The sequence below is a fragment of the Olivibacter sp. CPCC 100613 genome (genome assembly GCF_036959255.1).
GTDB lineage: Bacteria > Bacteroidota > Bacteroidia > Sphingobacteriales > Sphingobacteriaceae > Olivibacter.
In genome coordinates, this window is sequence record NZ_JAWMTI010000003.1 from 603890 (window position 1) to 621627 (window position 17738).

14 protein-coding genes are annotated in these 17738 nt (G+C 41.3%); 7 read left to right on the top strand and 7 right to left on the bottom strand.

Going from position 1 to position 17738, the window contains the following annotated elements:
* Positions 1-13: 13 nt before the first annotated feature.
* Entirely contained in the window at positions 14-994 is a 981-nt protein-coding gene (locus RYH73_RS13480) for a pectinesterase family protein (protein WP_335313958.1), read from the bottom strand.
* Positions 995-1001: 7 nt separating this feature from the next.
* Positions 1002-1739 (bottom strand): rhamnogalacturonan acetylesterase, encoded by a 738-nt coding sequence (locus tag RYH73_RS13485; RefSeq protein WP_335313959.1) that lies wholly within the window; start codon positions 1737-1739, stop codon positions 1002-1004.
* Between the two features lie 239 nt (positions 1740-1978).
* On the opposite strand from RYH73_RS13485, the gene RYH73_RS13490 reads away from it, so the two are divergent.
* Positions 1979-3004, top strand: a complete 1026-nt coding sequence (locus RYH73_RS13490; RefSeq protein ID WP_335313960.1) for a LacI family DNA-binding transcriptional regulator — start codon at positions 1979-1981, stop codon at positions 3002-3004.
* Positions 3005-3147: 143 nt separating this feature from the next.
* Here RYH73_RS13490 and RYH73_RS13495 read toward each other — a convergent pair whose 3' ends face one another.
* Positions 3148-4128, bottom strand: coding sequence for a sugar phosphate isomerase/epimerase family protein (locus RYH73_RS13495; protein ID WP_335313961.1), 981 nt, complete (start codon positions 4126-4128; stop codon positions 3148-3150).
* Between the two features lie 218 nt (positions 4129-4346).
* On the opposite strand from RYH73_RS13495, the gene RYH73_RS13500 reads away from it, so the two are divergent.
* The 3 genes from RYH73_RS13500 to RYH73_RS13510 are packed head-to-tail and all read left to right on the top strand — an operon-like array spanning position 4347 to position 7057.
* Positions 4347-4817: a RidA family protein gene (locus RYH73_RS13500; RefSeq protein WP_335313962.1), complete on the top strand. Its 471-nt coding sequence runs from the start codon at positions 4347-4349 to the stop codon at positions 4815-4817.
* Positions 4818-4845: 28 nt separating this feature from the next.
* Positions 4846-5970: a D-TA family PLP-dependent enzyme gene (locus tag RYH73_RS13505; protein ID WP_335313963.1), complete on the top strand. Its 1125-nt coding sequence runs from the start codon at positions 4846-4848 to the stop codon at positions 5968-5970.
* 10 nt (positions 5971-5980) lie between these two features.
* A complete protein-coding gene (locus RYH73_RS13510) occupies positions 5981-7057 on the top strand; it encodes a dipeptidase (RefSeq protein WP_335313964.1) in 1077 nt (358 codons plus the stop codon).
* Between the two features lies 1 nt (position 7058).
* Here RYH73_RS13510 and RYH73_RS13515 read toward each other — a convergent pair whose 3' ends face one another.
* Positions 7059-7700, bottom strand: a complete 642-nt coding sequence (locus tag RYH73_RS13515) for a hypothetical protein (RefSeq protein WP_335313965.1) — start codon at positions 7698-7700, stop codon at positions 7059-7061.
* Positions 7701-7811: 111 nt separating this feature from the next.
* Between RYH73_RS13515 and RYH73_RS13520 the strand changes: the two genes are divergently transcribed.
* The 3 genes from RYH73_RS13520 to RYH73_RS13530 all read left to right on the top strand — a co-directional run bounded on the left by RYH73_RS13520 (position 7812) and on the right by RYH73_RS13530 (position 10233).
* Positions 7812-8063, top strand: a complete 252-nt coding sequence (locus RYH73_RS13520; RefSeq protein WP_335313966.1) for a hypothetical protein — start codon at positions 7812-7814, stop codon at positions 8061-8063.
* A 176-nt stretch (positions 8064-8239) separates the two neighbouring features.
* Complete coding sequence (locus RYH73_RS13525) at positions 8240-9157, top strand: AraC family transcriptional regulator (protein ID WP_335313967.1); 918 nt, start codon at positions 8240-8242, stop codon at positions 9155-9157.
* 74 nt (positions 9158-9231) lie between these two features.
* A complete protein-coding gene (locus RYH73_RS13530) occupies positions 9232-10233 on the top strand; it encodes an aldo/keto reductase (protein WP_335313968.1) in 1002 nt (333 codons plus the stop codon).
* A gap of 72 nt (positions 10234-10305) precedes the next feature.
* Here the strand turns inward: RYH73_RS13530 and RYH73_RS13535 are convergent, their stop codons facing one another.
* The 3 genes from RYH73_RS13535 to RYH73_RS13545 all read right to left on the bottom strand — a co-directional run bounded on the left by RYH73_RS13535 (position 10306) and on the right by RYH73_RS13545 (position 17734).
* Entirely contained in the window at positions 10306-14511 is a 4206-nt protein-coding gene (locus RYH73_RS13535; RefSeq protein ID WP_335313969.1) for a two-component regulator propeller domain-containing protein, read from the bottom strand.
* Positions 14512-14607: 96 nt separating this feature from the next.
* Positions 14608-15837, bottom strand: a complete 1230-nt coding sequence (locus tag RYH73_RS13540) for a glycoside hydrolase family 88 protein (RefSeq protein ID WP_335313970.1) — start codon at positions 15835-15837, stop codon at positions 14608-14610.
* Between the two features lie 10 nt (positions 15838-15847).
* On the bottom strand, positions 15848-17734 hold the full coding sequence (locus RYH73_RS13545; RefSeq protein ID WP_335313971.1) for an alpha-L-fucosidase: 1887 nt from the start codon (positions 17732-17734) through the stop codon (positions 15848-15850).
* Positions 17735-17738 lie beyond the last annotated feature (4 nt).

The window sequence follows — 17738 nt, forward strand, 5'->3', positions numbered from 1 at the left end:
AATAAGTTCTATATTACTGAAAAGGCCTCCAGTTGCCCAACACCTGCTGCTTCCTATATTGTTTGGATTCTTTACGATTTATATTTCTCGCCCATGTTGCTCGTTTATTCCGATGTGCACCTGCCCCTTTACTATTATACTCTGCGTAAAAAACCGTTTTTTCGTTTTCCTCTTTTCCCCAATTATCCCAACCCTCGGGACGAATATGTTTGCCCATGTCGCAGTTGATATAGACCACTTTTGCAAAGGGTCGCCAGGGTCTGCCCAAGGCAACCGAAACACCCGATTGTTCAGCTGTTAACTTACATTCGATAAACACATAACCGTAAGGCTTGCCCTGAGGTGTTGATGCCGCGGTAATGTACCCATCCCCTTTACTATGCAGTTCACATTCTACGAAAACGGCGGTTGCTGCTCCAAAAATAAAATCTACCGTGCCCTCGATATAGCAATTCTCATAATATTGAATACTTTCTTTGCTTGGGTCGTCCTGCGGGCCTTTCGTATACAAGGTATCCTGAAAACCAAGAAAACGACAGTTTTTAAAAGCCACTCTGTTTGCCGTTACATTCACAGCAACCGCCTGACCGACCGGTCCGGAGGAATTGGCAAAAGTGATATTCTCGGCAGCAAAATCATCTGCTTCAACAAAAAAAGAAGAGGACCCTGTTGTACTATAGTTCTTCCCCGTTTCCGGATTGAGTTTATTCGCAAAGTTGTCGTAAGTCAAAATTGTACGATGTGGATCCTCCCCGATTAGTTTAACGTTCCGTTTGGAAGGCTTTAAAACGAGTCGTTCTTTATAAACACCTGGTTTCACCAGGATTACAGTGACATTTTCGCCGTTATCAGGAACGGCATCGAAAGCTTTTTGAATGCTTTGGAAGTTTCCGGAACCATCTTGAGCTACGGTGATAGTTGACCCCTTCGTTATTGCCGAACCCGAATTTATACCGATAAATAGGAAAATAATTACGTTTAAACCTCTTGCCATCGTCTATTTATTTTAATTCCTTTACCAAATCGAGTCTTAGCTCTTTCATGCCCTCTACGGCTAATTTGGCAACGGCCATCGCGCCCGCTCTATTCAAATGTGTATTATCGATAACGCCTTCCGGATAGTTTTTATGCCCAGGTTTTAAGTGCAGAAATAATGTTACTGATTTTTGCTCCCCCAGCCCTGTCAATAGGTCGTTTGTTTTTTCAGTTAAGTCAATAAAAGGGACTTTTAAGCTGTCCGCAACCGCATGTGTCGCAGCGGGATAACCTTTATGCGTATCGACCAAAACACCCTGCTCGAAGTGACGCCGCGCGATAGCGCTTAGCAAAATAGGTTTTGCTCCTTTTTCCCGGGCCTTTGCAATAAACATGCACAGGTTTGCTTTGAAGGTACGGATATCCGTACCGACTTTCGGTTTATCAAGCTTTTCATCGTTATGTCCAAATTGAATAAAAAGGTAATCACCCGTCTTTAGTTGATCGTATATTTCCTGCCAACGGCCCTCATTGATGAACGAGCGTGTACTTCTGCCATTTTTTGCTCTATTTTCAACTTTTACATTCGATTTAAAAAGCGTAGCAAAAGGTACTCCCCAGCCTGTTTCGGGATACTTATTCGGATCCTTTATTGCCATGGTTGAATCACCCATCATCCATACAGTGATTTTTTCGTCTTTAAATGTGAAAGCACAGAAAATAAGTGAACAAATAAGCAAAAGCGTTCGTGTTTTCTTATACATTTTTTGAGTAATAAATGATTCGTTCTAAATGGCTGCAAAGCGTGACTTGAGCAAGTTTACAGAATTTAATGAGTAAGAAAAGAACGCTAAAAGAAGAAAATTAGCGCAAACGATACCGGTATCGTTTGCACCTAATATTCACGCTATCTACTATTTAGCACAAAATAGCGATTTAGACTACAGGAATCATTGCAATTGAAGGCAATTTTCGTTAAATTTGATATTCAAAAAAGCTGACCGTGTTCAAACCGATAACGATAAAAGATATTGCTCAAGCCCTCAATCTATCTGCCTCCACTGTTTCCAGGGCGTTAAGTGACAGTTACGAAATCAATCCGGAGACCAAAAAGAAGGTGCTGGCTTATGCTGAAGAAAATAATTACAAACGGAATCCTATTGCCTTAAGTTTAAAACAGCGTAAGAGTTATTCGATCGGCGTGGTGGTTTGCGAAGTAGCAAATAGTTTCTTTTCACAGGCAATAGACGGTATCGAATCGATCGCCTACAATAATGGTTATAATATCATCATTACACAAACACACGATTCGTACGATCGGGAGGTGATGAATGTCAAACATTTGGCAAACCGATCAGTAGATGGTATTCTCATCTCTCTATCCGCTGAAACGACCAATTTTGATCATATTAAGAAACTCCATGATGCCGGTTTACCAATTGTCTTTTTTGATCGCATCTATGATGGGCTAGCCACGCACAAAGTGTCTTCCGATAATCGAAATGGTGCAAAAATGGCGACTCAACACCTGATAGAAAAAGGGTACCGCAAGATCGCTCATTTAGCGAATGCGCCCCATCTTTCTATTACAAAGGAACGGTTAGCGGGATATAGAGAGGCGCTAACAGAAAATGGAATTCCTATTGAGGAGGCTAACATTACGTATTGTCATCATGGAGGCAGTAATCAAAAAGAGGTGGATGCTGCCGTTCAATATTTTTTATCGATGGATGAAAAACCGGATTCTATTTTTGTGGCGAGCGATCGCCTCAGTATTGGTTGCTTAACGGCCATCAAAAAATATGGCGACAAGGCTTATATGCCAGCTATAGCCGGTTTTTCAAACAGTGACGTACTGGATTTATTCAGCACCGATTTCTCGAGTATACGCCAACCTGCCTTTGAAATGGGCAGGGTGGCGACTGATCGTTTAATTCAGCTCATTGAAAGTAAATATCCCGTCTATGAGCACGAATCCATCATATTAGGAACGGAGTTGATCGAACGGATTCCGGGCAAACTGCTGTAGGCTTTAGGCAATCGGAAATCAGCTGTCAGCTTCATTTATATCACTTAGCAAAGTTATAGTTGGTGCTACGGCTCCTGCTACTTTTCTATTATTTATTGCCGAATCACTAAACAGCTCTACTACTCTACCACTCAACTATTTAACTATTTCCCAATCAAATTATCTTTAATATAATTAAAACTCAACCTGATACTTTCAAAATGATTTTCCATGTAAATCCCATCTTGCTCAACGAAGAAATGTTTTAGTCCAGCTTCGTCCGATTTTTTAAAAATCGCTTTATAATCCACGGCACCTGTGCCTACCTCTGCAAATTTGATATCCTTTAAGACATCCATAGATGGTAGCGAATCTTTCCCCTCGCCAACAATCACCTCTGGTTTTGATTTATCAATATCCTTCACATGCCACATCTCAAAACGCTTGGGATATTTAGCGAATAGTTCTATTGGATGAGCACCTGATTTTATTGCCCAGAACATATCCAATTCAAAGGCAACGAGTTCCGGTTCCGTTTCACTCACGAGTATATCGTACCCCGTTCTCTTATCGGGACCATAACTTCTAAATTCCCAAAAATGATTGTGATAGCCAATCTTAAGTCCCAAACTTTTACAATATTCGCCTCCTTTATTCAATTGCGCTGCCATAAACTTGAAGTCCTCGAGGGTGAGCTTATCAACGAGATTAAACGGGGGGACGGGAACAACCAGGTACTTTTGACCGAGCTTAGCGGCTATTTCCGCCTGTTGCTTCAATTCATCGTCCTGCCCTTTCCCCATTGACAAAAAGTCATTCAGTTGATAGTGTCCACTAAAGGTTTGAAGATTATTTTCTTCCAATAATTTTTTGAGTTCTTCTGTAGTCAATCCCCAATATTTCCCCGAACCCTTTTCCGTTCCATAATCGTAAAAGGTTTCGACATGTCCGTAACCAATATTAGCGACTTTCATAATCGTTTGTTTTGCATCTTTTACGAGATCATCTCGCATTGTATACAATTGCAAGCCTATTTCTGCCTCTTGAGGGCGTTTTTGGGAACAAGCGGCTAATAATTGATTGCCTATCATAGCAGAAGCAACTGCCAAACCCGATTGCGTTATGAATTTTCTTCTAGATACCATATTCAAGTTATAAAATAATTTAGCTCGTCTAATTTACATTTATTTATGATAAAGTCAAGCTGATTTGCCCGGTATCAAGCGCTAAGTATCAGGACATAACCATGAAGGCCTTCATCAGTTAGCTTTAGGTATCACCTCTAAGGTATTTCAAATGTTTTGTCAAATAGAAACAATATCCTACATTTATGGACGTACTAAAAATAACAAAAAATAAAAAGATGGATTTTATAGACGCAGATAAGAATTTCGAAGCACTTGGATTAAGTTTGCCTCCCGCACCAGCTCCTCTAGGGGTATATAAACCTTATCTAATTGACGGTAAGTACCTTTACTTGTCGGGACATGGCCCCGTTCAGGACGATAAGAGCCTTATTATTGGTCGTATTGGCGAAACGATCAACATGGATCAAGGTAAATTGGCAGCCCAACAAGTCGGGTTAACCATGCTTTCCACCATCAAAACGAATTTGGGGAGTCTCAATAAAGTAAAACGTGTAATTAAAGTGTTGGGCATGGTCAATTGCACCCCCAATTTTGAAAAACATCCATTTATTATTAACGGTTGCAGCGAATTATTTGCAAAAGTATGGGGCGAAGAAAATGGCATCGGTGTGCGAAGTGCAGTCGGCATGGGAAGCTTGCCCGATAATATTCCGGTGGAGGTAGAAGCACTGTTTGAAATAGAATAGGAATTAGCCAATTCGCTCATGTAATTATATGGAAACCGAAATGACGCCTGCTTATCGGATCAGCAATGTAGAACATCTACCGTCTCCTAGTCTTGTTGTTTTCCCAGAGCTTGTAAAAAATAATATTCAGCAGCTGATATCGATGGTCGAGTCTGTCAATAAACTTCGCCCGCACATCAAAACATGCAAGTCGGCAGATGCTATCAAGCTGTTGCAATCCGCCGGCATAAACAAATTCAAATGTGCCACCATTGCCGAGGCAGAATTATTGGGAACATGTGAGGCAAAAGATGTCTTATTGGCATACCAGCCTGTTGGACCAAACATCGATCGATTTATTACACTTATAAAGCGATTTCCTAACACTTCCTTTGCTTGCTTGATTGATCACCGAGACATCGCTGAACAGTTACATCAGGCAGCCCTTAACGAAGATTGTCAGGTAGGTATTTTTATTGATATCAATGTTGGTATGAATCGAACCGGTGTCCAACTAGCGCAGATTCTTCCGCTCGTTGACCATAGCTTATCGCTCGCAAATTTGAAAATACGAGGCTTACATTGTTATGACGGGCATATACATGATGCATCTTTGGAGACGCGAAAAATCCAATGCGAACGCTATTTCACGGAAATCGAGCAGCTTGTTTCGCAACTAAATGACCGTTATCAATCATCATTCACCATTGTTGCCGGCGGAACCCCTACCTTTCCGATTCATGCCGCGAGCCCCCGAAAAGATATAGAATGTAGTCCCGGAACCTTTATCTTTTGGGATAAAGGTTATCAGCATCTCTTTTCAGAACAGCCATTTCAAGTGGCTGCATTTGTTATCAGTCGTGTCATTTCCATTGTTGACGATACAAAGCTCTGTTTAGATTTAGGGCATAAGGCCATTGCCTCGGAAAACGAATTAAGCAAGCGCGTTTTCTTTGTGAACGCTCCAGATGCCCGCACAGTATCTCACAGTGAGGAACATCTTGTTATTGAAGTTCCCAACACGCGTGATTATACTGTCGGCGACGTTTTCTATGGTGTACCACATCATATTTGTCCCACAGTAGCCTTATACGATACCGCATTTACGATTACCGACAATCGATGGAATGGTGAATGGCCAATTACCGCCAGAAGACGAAAAATTACAATTTAACGATATAGCTATGTTTATTATAGATGCCCATCTTGATTTGAGCATGAATGCGCTTGAATGGAACCGCGATTTGACGAAAGCAGTTAAAGAAATCAACCAACGAGAACAAGGATTAACCGATAAACCCGATCGAGGCAAAGCGGTGGTATCCTTACCAGAATTGAGAAAAGGAAATATCGGCCTGGTGGTAGCCACACAAATTGCACGTTACGTTGCCCCGGGCAACTCCTTACCTGGATGGCACTCTCCGGAACAAGCTTGGGCTCAAACACAAGGACAGTTGGCTTGGTATCAAGCTATGGAAGCGAAGGGAGAGATGACCCAAATAAATAATGTAGCTTCCTTAGAAAAGCATATATCCATGTGGGAAGATGAACGCATACCCTCCGAAAAGAAAGCGATTGGCTACATACTTAGTTTGGAAGGGGCAGATTCTCTCGTAACAACAGAACATTTACACATTGCATGGCAAGTTGGGCTTCGTGCAGTAGGCCCGGCACACTATGGCCCGGGTCGTTATGCGCAAGGAACAGACGCAACAGGTTTCATGGGCACTGCCGGTCGCGAGCTCCTGAAAGAAATGGAAAAGCTTAACATCATATTGGATGCTACGCATCTTTGTGATGATAGTTTCTGGGAGGCGTTAGATCATTTCAACGGACCTGTATGGGCCAGCCATAATAATTGCCGAGCGTTGGTTAATCACAATCGACAATTTAGCGATGAGCAGCTAAAAGTGCTGATTGAGCGAGGAGCTGTTATAGGCGGTGCTTTAGATGCGTGGATGATGGTTCCTAATTGGCAGCGAGGTATTTCTACACCAAAGGAGATGCAATGTAATCTGGACGTATTAATTGATCATCTAGACCACATTTGTCAAATAGCCGGAAATTGCGATCATATCGGAATCGGATCCGATTTAGACGGTGCCTTTGGAAAAGAGCAATGCCCTTACGACTTGGAAACTATTGCCGATCTACAGACCTTGGAAGAAAAGTTAAACAATCGAGGCTACACTGCTGATGATATTGCTAAAGTACTCCATGGTAATTGGCTCCGCTTCTTACGAAATGCATGGAAAGCATGATTTAAGTCTGAGCAGGTAGATCGATATCCTTCGTCACCTGCTCTTCTTTTTGTTTTGAAAGTCTTTTACCTAGTTGAATCAATCCGAGTACCAGTATTAACATAAGGAAAATATGCAGCTTCCCCCATATATAGGATAACAAAATCGTATAAGTAACAAAACCTATCCAATCCCACTTCTGCCTCAATAGCTCCTTTCCGTAAATCCAATAGAGCCCAAGTGGAACCACGATTAATACAAAGACAACCAACGAGTGATTTAAATAAGCGGCTAGTAAGTCCCATCTTCTAGATTGTATCACTTTGCCATTTGTCAGTTCTAAGCCATAAAACAAGTTTCCTTCTCCTTTTGTTGTGTAGGTCACTAATTGCGTCTGCTCTTTAAGTTTATTGATTTGTGGACTAGGAAGATAATCCTTATTTACATAGCTGTGCCTTAACGTCGTTCCTTCAGCAAATGAAATGATAATGAGTTTTTTGTTGCCTTCTCCACTATATTTTTGCTGTATTTCTTTCACCGTTCCACTAACTTTTTTTAAAAAGAGCGTGGGCACCAAAACCTTAAGTACCCCTAAACTTAGCACGCTAATCAATAATATGAGGCCTATATGGAGCCACCTTTTTTCGTGGGAAAGCGTATTCATGCAAATTGGTATATCGTTACTCGACCTGCAGGTTTCAAAGCAAGCCTATTCTAATATACAAACAATATAATATATTAACTGTTTTTTAACTAGGATAGAAAAACAAGCGTTATGGCAGATACAGCGGACATCTCCTTTAATATAAAGGCCCATATTCAAGGAGCGGAAAAAACACTACGCGTGGATCAACAGGAAACAAGTGATGGTGCACCTTATTATAGCTGTTTTGATAAAGACCAGCAGCTTGCCGAAATTCGAAAGGAAGAGAGCAACGAATGGGTACAACTTTGGGGGGAATTAGACCAAGCGAGTTTAATCTCTATTGGAAAAGCTATTGAACAGAAGGAGCTGGCTAGTGAGTAGTTATCTTACTTCTACATTTATCAGGGATTTCGTTTTTAAAAGACGTTTTTATTAATCAACTTTTTTCATCGCCTGTTCGTTTTCAATGGCATTCAAGCTCCTCTGTGGTCTGCGGAAGAAATTGACCAAAGACTATAATCTTCGTATTTTCGTTAGGTAATGAGAAATGGATATATATGATCAACAAAGCGGAGAGCATACAAGACTTTTATAACAGAAATCCGAGGGCAAACCCACTTGGACTTTCTAACAATAATGCCAATGGTTTAGGGCATTTTAATGTGTTCAGCCGTGAAAATTGTTTCCGGTCTACACCTTACAATCGGCGGGACTTTTATAAAATTTCACTTATCATTGGTACCGGAAGACTTTATTATGCAGATAAGTGGATCGATATTGACCGCCCGGCACTCTTATTTTCGAATCCATCGGTTCCTTATTCCTGGGAAGCAATCAGCGACAAACAGGAGGGATACTTTTGTCTATTTACCGGGTCTTTTTTACAGGCCGATAGTCAACATTTTTTATTAAATCAACTTCCTTTATTTAAAGTAGGTGGTGATTTTGCCTACTTTGTAAACGATGATCAATGTCAAAAAATCGGTGAAATTTTTAAAAAGATGATGGAGGAGATTAAAACGAATTATGTACACAAATACGATCTTCTTCGCAACTATTTACAACTGATTATTCACGAAGCGATGAAAATGCAACCGATACAGCGGTATTTGCCACACTCCTCCGCTTCACGTGTCTGTGATTTATTTCTAGATCTCTTAGAACGGCAATTTCCGATCGATAGTCAGGAACGAATGCTCGAATTGCGGTCCGCGCAAGATTACGCCAATATTCTTTCTGTACATGTGAATCATTTGAATCGATCTGTTAAGATAAGTACCGGAAAAACGACTACACAACACATTGCCGAACGACTGATTAAAGAGGCAAAAGCGCTTTTAATCCATTCTGACTGGACTATTTCCGAAATCGCTTATAGCCTAGGTTTCGCCTACCCACCCTACTTTAATAATTTTTTCAGAAAGCAAACAAAAATAAGCCCCGGACTTTTCAGGGAGCAGTATGCCCATATGTGAATTTTATAATAAGTCGTTTGATTATTATAGAACGAAACATTCCATTGAGTTTATCTTTGTTAAAAAAAAATCATATGAAATACAGAAATTTGAGCAACACAACGGAGCAGCTATCTGCTATAGGCTTGGGGTGTATGGGCATGAGTTTTGCTTACGGCCCGACAGATGATGCCGAAAGTATCGCCACCTTACATAAAGCACTTGACTTAGGTATTAACTTCTGGGATACGGCAGACATGTACGGAAATGGTTCAAATGAAGAACTTATTTCGAAAGTGCTCGTTCCGAATCGGGACAAGATTTTCATCGCTACTAAGTTTGGTTTTCGATTTAAGGATGGTGTAGCGGGTCCGAGCAATGCTTCGGGAACTTATTTTGATGGTTCACCTGCTTGGTTGAAAGTGGCGGTTGAAAACAGTTTGCGTCGATTAAAAATTGATACCATTGATTTATACTATGCACATCGCGTGGACCCGACTGTTCCAATAGAAGAAACGGTTGGTGCTATGGCCGAGCTGGTTCAGGAAGGAAAAGTGCGTTACCTAGGGCTAAGCGAAGCTTCGGCAAGCTCATTAAAGAAAGCACAGGCCGTGCATCCTATTGCTGCATTGCAAAGCGAGTACTCCTTGTTAACGCGTGACGTGGAGGGGGATATTTTAGAAACAGCTCGTGCACTTCATGTCAGCTTAATTCCCTATTCGCCACTTGCTCGCGGGCTCGTGACCAATACACTTCAAGTTGAAAGTTTGGACGAAAGTGATTTTCGAAGAACGCTTCCTCGGTACAGTGGTGAAAATCTAGCTAATAACCAATCTTTAGCGGAAGAATTTGCCACACTGGCCCAGGACCGACATATTACATCCGCCCAGTTGGCTTTGGCCTGGGTGTTGGCGCAGGGAGAGGACATGATCCCGATTCCAGGCACCAAAAAACGAAAATATTTGGAAGAAAATGCACAAGCGGTGGATGTTCAGCTTAATCAGGCTGATTTAGATAAAATTCAGCAATTGATCGATAAATATCCAAACATCGGCCAGCGTTACAGCGAAGGTGCGTTAAAATTAGTGAATAATTAAATTCCAAATAGGGATATTCAAAAAAGTCTTCGTCCCGACACAACGAAGGCTTTTTTGAATATCATCATTCGTTTAGATCGCATTTAGCTTGCTCCTTCGTTCCTCTAAATCTTCAACGTATCGTTTCGGCGACATGTTATAAAATGCTTTAAAAGTTTTACTGAAATATTTCGGGTCGGAAAATCCAACCTTATAAGCGATTTCGCTAATTGTTAATCCACTGTTCGCTTCGAGGAATTGTGCTGCTTTCTTAAGACGTACAACCTTAATAAACTCGACTAAATTCAACCCTGAAAGGTGCCTTATTTTACGGTACAATACCGTACGACTAACACCCACTTCACTTGCCAAGGTGTGAACACCAAAATTATCATCGCTTAAATTTTCCTCGACAATAGCGATCACTTCTTCCATAAAGGTGTTTGTTTCCGTAACTTCGGCCTTATGTGGTTGCAATAGGTATTCTTGAACAAATTTTTCTTTAAGTCGCTTTCTCGTCTCCAAAACGTTTGCAATTTTCCATGCCAATAATCTAAAGCTAAAAGGTTTGGTAATATAATCGTCGCTACCTTCTTTAAAAGCTTCTATCATGTAGGGGTCTGCCGTCCGAGCTGTTAATAAAATCACCGGAATATGATTGGTACTTTTTTCTCCTTTGATTCTACGAAGCAGGTTGATTCCATCACATTTAGGCATCATTACGTCCGTCACAACGATGTCGGGTTGTGTCGACTCAATAATAGGCCAGGCTTCTAAACCGTCTCCCGCTTCTAATACTTTAAATTTGTTCTGCAAACTTTCTACGACAAATCGCCTAAGTTCAACATTATCTTCTACAATCAGCACAACCGACTGATGATTAGCGTTATCGATCGCTTCCTCACCTTTCATTCTGTCGGAAGTGAAAGGTTCCTGGATTGATTCATTCATCTTTAAGCCTGTATCTTCAAATCGGTCTTTAGTATCCAATAACTGCGTCGGTTTAAAATGTGCATTACCTAATGGCAATTCGAGCTGAAATACGGTGTTGAAGTCATTTGATTGACGCCCTAGATTACTTCGAACAGAAAGATTGCCGTGATGCATTTTTACTAAGCCTTGTGCCAAAGCTAAACCAACTCCTGAACCAATATACGTCTGATCCTCGTAAGACTTGGACTGATAAAATTGCGTAAACACATGTGGAATATGTTCTTCCGGAATCCCACAACCTGTATCCCAAATCTCAACAATATAGCTTCCCGAAGGATAGGCGAGACTAGCAGAACGCGCTTGAACTTGTATCTTTATCAAGCCATTGCTATCTGTGAACTTAAAGGCATTATAAAGTAAATTGGTAATAACTTTCTCCATTTGCTCACCATCTATCCAGACATCAAAATCATTAGCTGCGTTATTTTCAAGGGTAAGTTGAATGTTTTTCTTTTCTCCAAGGAATAGAAAATTATTCATAATATCCTTCACAAACTGCACGAGCTTTGTTCGCTGAACCTGTAAATGCAGACTACCGCTTTCTTGCTTTCGGAAATCGAGTAATTGATTCACTAAATTGAGCAACCTGTTGGCATTTTTATACGCATTATGCAATAATGACTTTGCATTTGTTGGTAGTTGTTCGATTTGCTGCAAACGTTCAATAGGCCCAACAATCAGGGAGAGAGGCGTGCGAAACTCGTGCGATATATTCGTAAAAAAGTTTAGTTTCGCTTCATGTATCTCTTGCTGTTTTTCCAACGCGAGGTGCTCTAGCAACAACTCATGCTTTAGTTTATTTTTACCTTGGAAAAAGCGAACTACAAAGTATATGAGCAAGCTTCCCGATAGCAGGTACAAACTATATGCCCACCACGTTTTCCAAGGTGGTGACAAAATGTGGATTCTCAAGCTGGTTATTTCACTCCAAATTCCATCATTATTGGTTCCCTTAACCATCAGTTCGTAGGTTCCAGGGTCTAAATTCGTGTAAGTTGCGAAGGGCGTATTCACATAGTTCCAATCTTGATCGAAACCTTTTAACAAATAGGCGTACCGGTTCTTATCAGCATGTACATAGTTTAAAACGCTAAATTCGATGCTGAATACATATTGTTTGTAATTGAGTGTCAGCTCATCGATCAAGGAAATGTCTTTCTTGATCACGCTTTCTTTGCCAGGTAATACCTTTTTGTTAAATAAACGTAAATCTGTAAGAACCACGGGTGGTTCAAAATAATTGATGCTTATACTATCGGGATCAAACAAGGTAAAGCCTGCCGAACTACCGAAAGCCAGCGTACCATCGGCAAGTTTATGGTACGATCCATAGATAAACTCATTGCCGATTAATCCATCAATCGTATTATAATTTCGGACACTTCCGGTGCTTGGGTTAAAGCAACATATGCCTGCATTGGTACTTAACCATAAATTGTCATGGTCATCACTTAAGATTCCAAAAATATTATTTCCGGGCAAGCCAACGCTTGCATCAAAGCGTGTAAAGCTATCATCTTCCGGATGGTATAAATTCAACCCATTCATATAGGTTCCCACCCAAATGCGATGCAATTTGTCCTCATGTATACTGATAACATCATTACCACTAATAGATCGGGGCTTTTCCCGATCGTAAGTAAAAAAAGTAAAATGATTGCTGTTCCTCCGCTTTAAATTCAGTCCATTTTGCGTTCCTACCCACAGATTTCCTTTTGAATCTTCAAAAATGGAACGAACCAGATTGGACGAAAGCGTTTTATTATCCAAGCTATATTTGTCAAAAGAGAGCGCTCGATCGCCACTGCGTTTAACATTTAAACCACCACCATAGGTACCTATCCACAAATTACCTTCGCGATCCTCTGCTAAAGCATAGATACTGTTATTGGAAAGCGAACGCTGATCATTTGGATTATGCTTGATATGTTCAAAATAATTTGTGCCCTTTCGCTTTAAATTAAGCCCTCCTTCATAGGTACCTGCCCACAAATTACCTTCACGATCGAAGCATAGCGATTTCACGTTGTTGTGACTTAGGCCTCGCACGTTGCTCGGTTCATATTTGCTATGACTGAATTTAAATTGACGTTTATCCAAATAATTAATACCGCCGCCTTCCGTACCGATTATTAAGTTCCCTAAATCATCTTCTACAAAAGAACTTACCACATTATAACTTAAACTATTGCGATGAGCCTGATGGGCAAAATTTTTAAAAGCAGGGATATCGTTATCAATCACATTCACCCCGCTGAAATATGTTCCGATCCATATGGATCCTCTTTTATCCTGATATATAGGACGAATTGAATTATTACTTAAACTATATTGATCATCGTCGTTCGCATAAAAGTTCTTAAATTGCCCGTGCTCATATAAACTTAAACCATTAAAGGTCCCAATCCACAACCTTCCCTTTCGGTCTTTCGTAATCGATCGGATATCATTGCAAGGCAGACTGTGCGGATCTGTTTCGACGTGCTTGTGGTGGCTAATACTACCCGTTTTTTCATTCAACACAACGATACCGTTGGTTTTTGTGGCGATCCAGAATACATGAGGATTTACCTCCAAAATTGCCACAGCCCGTTGATCCAGGGTGTTTTTCAAGGTCGTGTAAGTTGGATAAGCTCGGTTTATTCGCAGTTTCTTGCTGTTGTCCGATACATAACTCGCAGTAATAACACCATCATCGGTACAAAACCAAAGTTTATGCTCACTATCTTCATAAATAGATCGAATATTTTTAAAAAAGCGCCTTTCACCGGCGATATCTACGGGTATACTATTAAAGACCAATTCGGCAGTAATACGAAGGCCTTCCTCTTTTACGCGATAAAGTCCTTGATTCGTTCCTATCCATACTTGGTGGAAATGATCTTCCATTATAAAATGAACAGCAGGCTCACCTGAGGAATTCGCCGTTTCGACATTAGCCAGTGGAATCCGTTGAAAATTATCGAGCGTACGGTTGTATAGATTAAGGCCGTTTCCAGTACCAACCCACAATCTTTTTTTACTATCTTCAGCAATCGACTGGATGAAATTATCACCCAATGAAGTTGTGTCTTTTGGGTTGTTTCGATAAACAATGAACTTTCGTGCATTGTATTTATTCAAACCGTCCCTTGTGCCAATCCATATAAAACCTTGATGGTCCTGTACAATGGCAAACACGCTTCCTTGGGATAAACCTTCCGTTACGTCGAGATGCAAAAACCGAATGTCCTTTGCTTCAGCAATACGCAAACTTCCCAAAAGGCTCATCACCGTCAGCAAAAGCTTCACAAAAAACCGCTTCATTTATTGAATACTAGGTTAACATTATTTGGCTAATGTAAAAGTAAGGAAATTTATTAGATAGCCGCCTTAGGTTCGGTTTATTTTATTCCAAAGCCTTCAGTACCTCGCTCGCAACAGTGCTTCCAAAAAATAATAGTCAGCGTAGCTTAAGGGCTTATCCACCTCCATACCTGCTGGTTTCGAACCCGTACTATGCATCAGGATAAATCCCTTATTTTCAGCTGGCTTTGAGGTATAATGATCGCCCAAACTATTTAAAATCCGTGTAGCCTTATCCCGATAGACGGTACCTTTTCGACTAAAATTACTTAGTTCGAATAAAGCTGATGCCATAACCGCAGCAGCAGAGGCATCTCTAGGCTCGTTTGGTATGTGTGGGGCGTTAAAATCCCAAAAAGGCACCAGATCACTCGGCATATTGGGCTGGCTAAAAAGCCAACCCGCAATATGGTCCGCTTGTTCCAAGTAACGAGGGTCTCCTGTTTCACGGTAACACATGGTATACCCATACAATGCCCACGCTTGTCCTCTTGCCCAGGTCGATTCATCACGATATCCCTGATGGGTGTTCCGTTTCTGAACTTCGCCTGTTTCGGGATTGTAATCAATCACATGATAGGTGCTATAATCGGGGCGAAAATGGTTTTTCATGGTGGTGTTTGCATGACTAACTGCAATCTGATAAAAAGAAGAGTCTCCTGTAAGCTTAGTAGCAGCAAACAATAGCTCTAGATTCAACATGTTATCAATAATGACAGGAAAATCCCATTTATCACTGTTATGGTCCCATGAGCGTATACAACCTACTTTCGGATTAAAACGGGTTGCCAGGGTCTTTGCTGCTTGAATAAGCACTTGCCGATCGTGCGAATCGGCTGTTAGTCGATAAGCATTGCCTACGCTGCAATAAATTTTAAAACCCATATCGTGTGTCTTACCATTATATTGTTCGTCTTCTATTAATCTGGTGTGTTTCCGTGCTTCCTGTTCCCAATACCGATCACCGGTGTACGCATAAAGATACCATAGAACCCCCGGGAAAAAACCACTTGTCCAATCCCCTCTTTTTACAGCAATTAGTTCACCTCGTTGGGAAAGTGTCCTGGGAGAGACCAAAGTAGTATTCGATCGTTGCACAGTAGCCAATTCTTTGATCATTAATCTCGACTGCCTTGCGGCCAATTGCCACCATTCTTTTTCTTTCGGAGACACCTGTCCATAGGATAATTCTGTCAATAATAAAAAAGAAAGCCACAATCGAAGCGCTCTCGTAAAAGAACTATCGAAGCGCTTTGTCCGACAGGCCTTAGGGAATTCAAAAATCATAGATCGTCTTTTAAGGATGAATAGGTATTAATTGGATTTCAAATAGCTTCATAAGTTCCCCGCTGTTAATTCGATCGGCCTTTATCTCCAGTGTACATCGTGGGTTGGTAAGCGTAACTTCGCCCAGCACTTCTGATACAAAATCTTCAGTTGAGTTATTTATTTTGGTTTCTCCCTTTAGTGTTTTGCCATCAACGTTCACCTCATAGCTATTGCCCATCGTGTCGGCAAGGTATTTTATCTTGAGCTGATAACGCGTAGGTTTGATTACGCGAATTGGCCAAGACAACTTTTGCTCACTTGACTTCCATCCATCCACGTAGTAGCGGTTCCTCTTTCCGTCGCCATACTTAAATCCTTTACCTGTTAACGTTGCGTCAAAAGCCAAAAGACGGTTCTCCTGCTCTGCATCCAGAAGTCGGGCGTTATCTACCGATAGTACTGCATTTTTCAGTTCAATAACGACCACAGTATTAACTGAATCACGGGCATTGGCAGGAAGCTCGATGCTTAAATCTTGCGGTGTAATCCGTTGTATTGATAAATTTTTGCCCGGATCACCTAAGCAGTATACCCGCCGGACTTCATTCTTCAATCCACCAACCAGCAAGCCCCCGTTCTTCGGCCAGTTAAAGACGTGCAGGTATAATTTATGCTTCCGTTGGGTTGTTACACCCCAAGATTGAACGGGTAGCATAGTCGGTTCGGTGCGGTAGATACTTTCGCTATTTTTGTTGATCCATGGCCCGATGCTGTCCAATATCCGTGTATCTTTTGGATCGAAAGCACCATCCCCCTTGGGTCCAATATTCATCAGTAGATTCCCCCCTTTTGATGCCGCTTTTGTCAATAAGCGAATAAAAAAGGAAGCTGGCTTATGGCTATGGTCGTATTTGGAGTATCCATAGGATTCATTGGTCGTAGGAATCGCCTCCCAATCGCCCGTTACAGGAAAGAACTCTGCCGGCCGATCAGCCGTATTCTGATAGTCCCCAAAATTTTCGGTTGTGCTCCGAGCTAAACGTCCATTGATTACCACATTTGAGTCTATTTCTCGTATTGCTTTTAAAATACGCAGATTCTCTGAAAAGGGCAATTTATGAGGTGTATCAAACCATATTATATCCGGGTGATAATTCCGCAACAGTTCCTGAATTTGTGGAATAGCCTTTTCATTTACATATCGTTGTGCTTTCGGAAGCCATTCAGGATGTCTATCATACCAATTGGCACCCCCGATCAATTTATCACCTCCAGGATTATGATATTCCCAATCGTTGCCCGGAGCATCCGGATGCTCCCAATCAAAAGCATGTGAGTAGTAAAAACCAAATTTCAACCCATACTTACGACAGGCCTCTGCTAATTCAGCCATGGGGTCACGATGGAAAGGTGTTTGCTGTATACTATTAAAATCGGAGTATCGCGTATCATACATTGCAAAGCCGTCATGGTGTTTGGCGGTAACGATAAAATAGCGCATGCCTGCCCTTTTTGCCGCTAACACCCAGCTCTCCGCATCAAAGTATATCGGGTTAAACTGCTTTGCCAACTGCAGATAGTCAGCACGACTTATCTTTTCTTTTCGCATTAAATGCTCTGCATAACCTCCTACCTCCTTTCCATGCCATTCGCCACCTGCCAGCGAATAAATCCCCCAATGAATAAACATACCAAATTTGGCTTCTCGCCACCAGGCAATCCGTTGGTTGTGCTTACGCATGGAGGCGGTCCACCACCCTGCTTTCGCCTCTTCAATAGCTGTGATATCCCGCACCTTTGGATCATTGTACATTTTTGTTCCCTCGTCACCCACATCCTGTGCATACAGCGCAGTGTTCAGCATACAGGCAATACCAAAGACTGGAAAATATAAAAGGTAATTTCGTTTTCTCATTATT

What these genes read in the sequence shown, in the direction of transcription:
- RYH73_RS13480 (WP_335313958.1), bottom strand. Translation starts at nt 994, where the DNA reads ATGGCAAGAGGTTTAAACGTAATTATTTTCCTATTTATCGGTATAAAT.
- RYH73_RS13485 (WP_335313959.1), bottom strand. Translation starts at nt 1,739, where the DNA reads ATGTATAAGAAAACACGAACGCTTTTGCTTATTTGTTCACTTATTTTC.
- RYH73_RS13495 (WP_335313961.1), bottom strand. Translation starts at nt 4,128, where the DNA reads ATGGTATCTAGAAGAAAATTCATAACGCAATCGGGTTTGGCAGTTGCT.
- RYH73_RS13500 (WP_335313962.1), top strand. Translation starts at nt 4,347, where the DNA reads ATGGATTTTATAGACGCAGATAAGAATTTCGAAGCACTTGGATTAAGT.
- RYH73_RS13505 (WP_335313963.1), top strand. Translation starts at nt 4,846, where the DNA reads ATGGAAACCGAAATGACGCCTGCTTATCGGATCAGCAATGTAGAACAT.
- RYH73_RS13510 (WP_335313964.1), top strand. Translation starts at nt 5,981, where the DNA reads ATGTTTATTATAGATGCCCATCTTGATTTGAGCATGAATGCGCTTGAA.
- RYH73_RS13515 (WP_335313965.1), bottom strand. Translation starts at nt 7,700, where the DNA reads ATGAATACGCTTTCCCACGAAAAAAGGTGGCTCCATATAGGCCTCATA.
- RYH73_RS13520 (WP_335313966.1), top strand. Translation starts at nt 7,812, where the DNA reads ATGGCAGATACAGCGGACATCTCCTTTAATATAAAGGCCCATATTCAA.
- RYH73_RS13525 (WP_335313967.1), top strand. Translation starts at nt 8,240, where the DNA reads ATGATCAACAAAGCGGAGAGCATACAAGACTTTTATAACAGAAATCCG.
- RYH73_RS13530 (WP_335313968.1), top strand. Translation starts at nt 9,232, where the DNA reads ATGAAATACAGAAATTTGAGCAACACAACGGAGCAGCTATCTGCTATA.
- RYH73_RS13535 (WP_335313969.1), bottom strand. Translation starts at nt 14,511, where the DNA reads ATGAAGCGGTTTTTTGTGAAGCTTTTGCTGACGGTGATGAGCCTTTTG.
- RYH73_RS13540 (WP_335313970.1), bottom strand. Translation starts at nt 15,837, where the DNA reads ATGATTTTTGAATTCCCTAAGGCCTGTCGGACAAAGCGCTTCGATAGT.
- RYH73_RS13545 (WP_335313971.1), bottom strand. Translation starts at nt 17,734, where the DNA reads ATGAGAAAACGAAATTACCTTTTATATTTTCCAGTCTTTGGTATTGCC.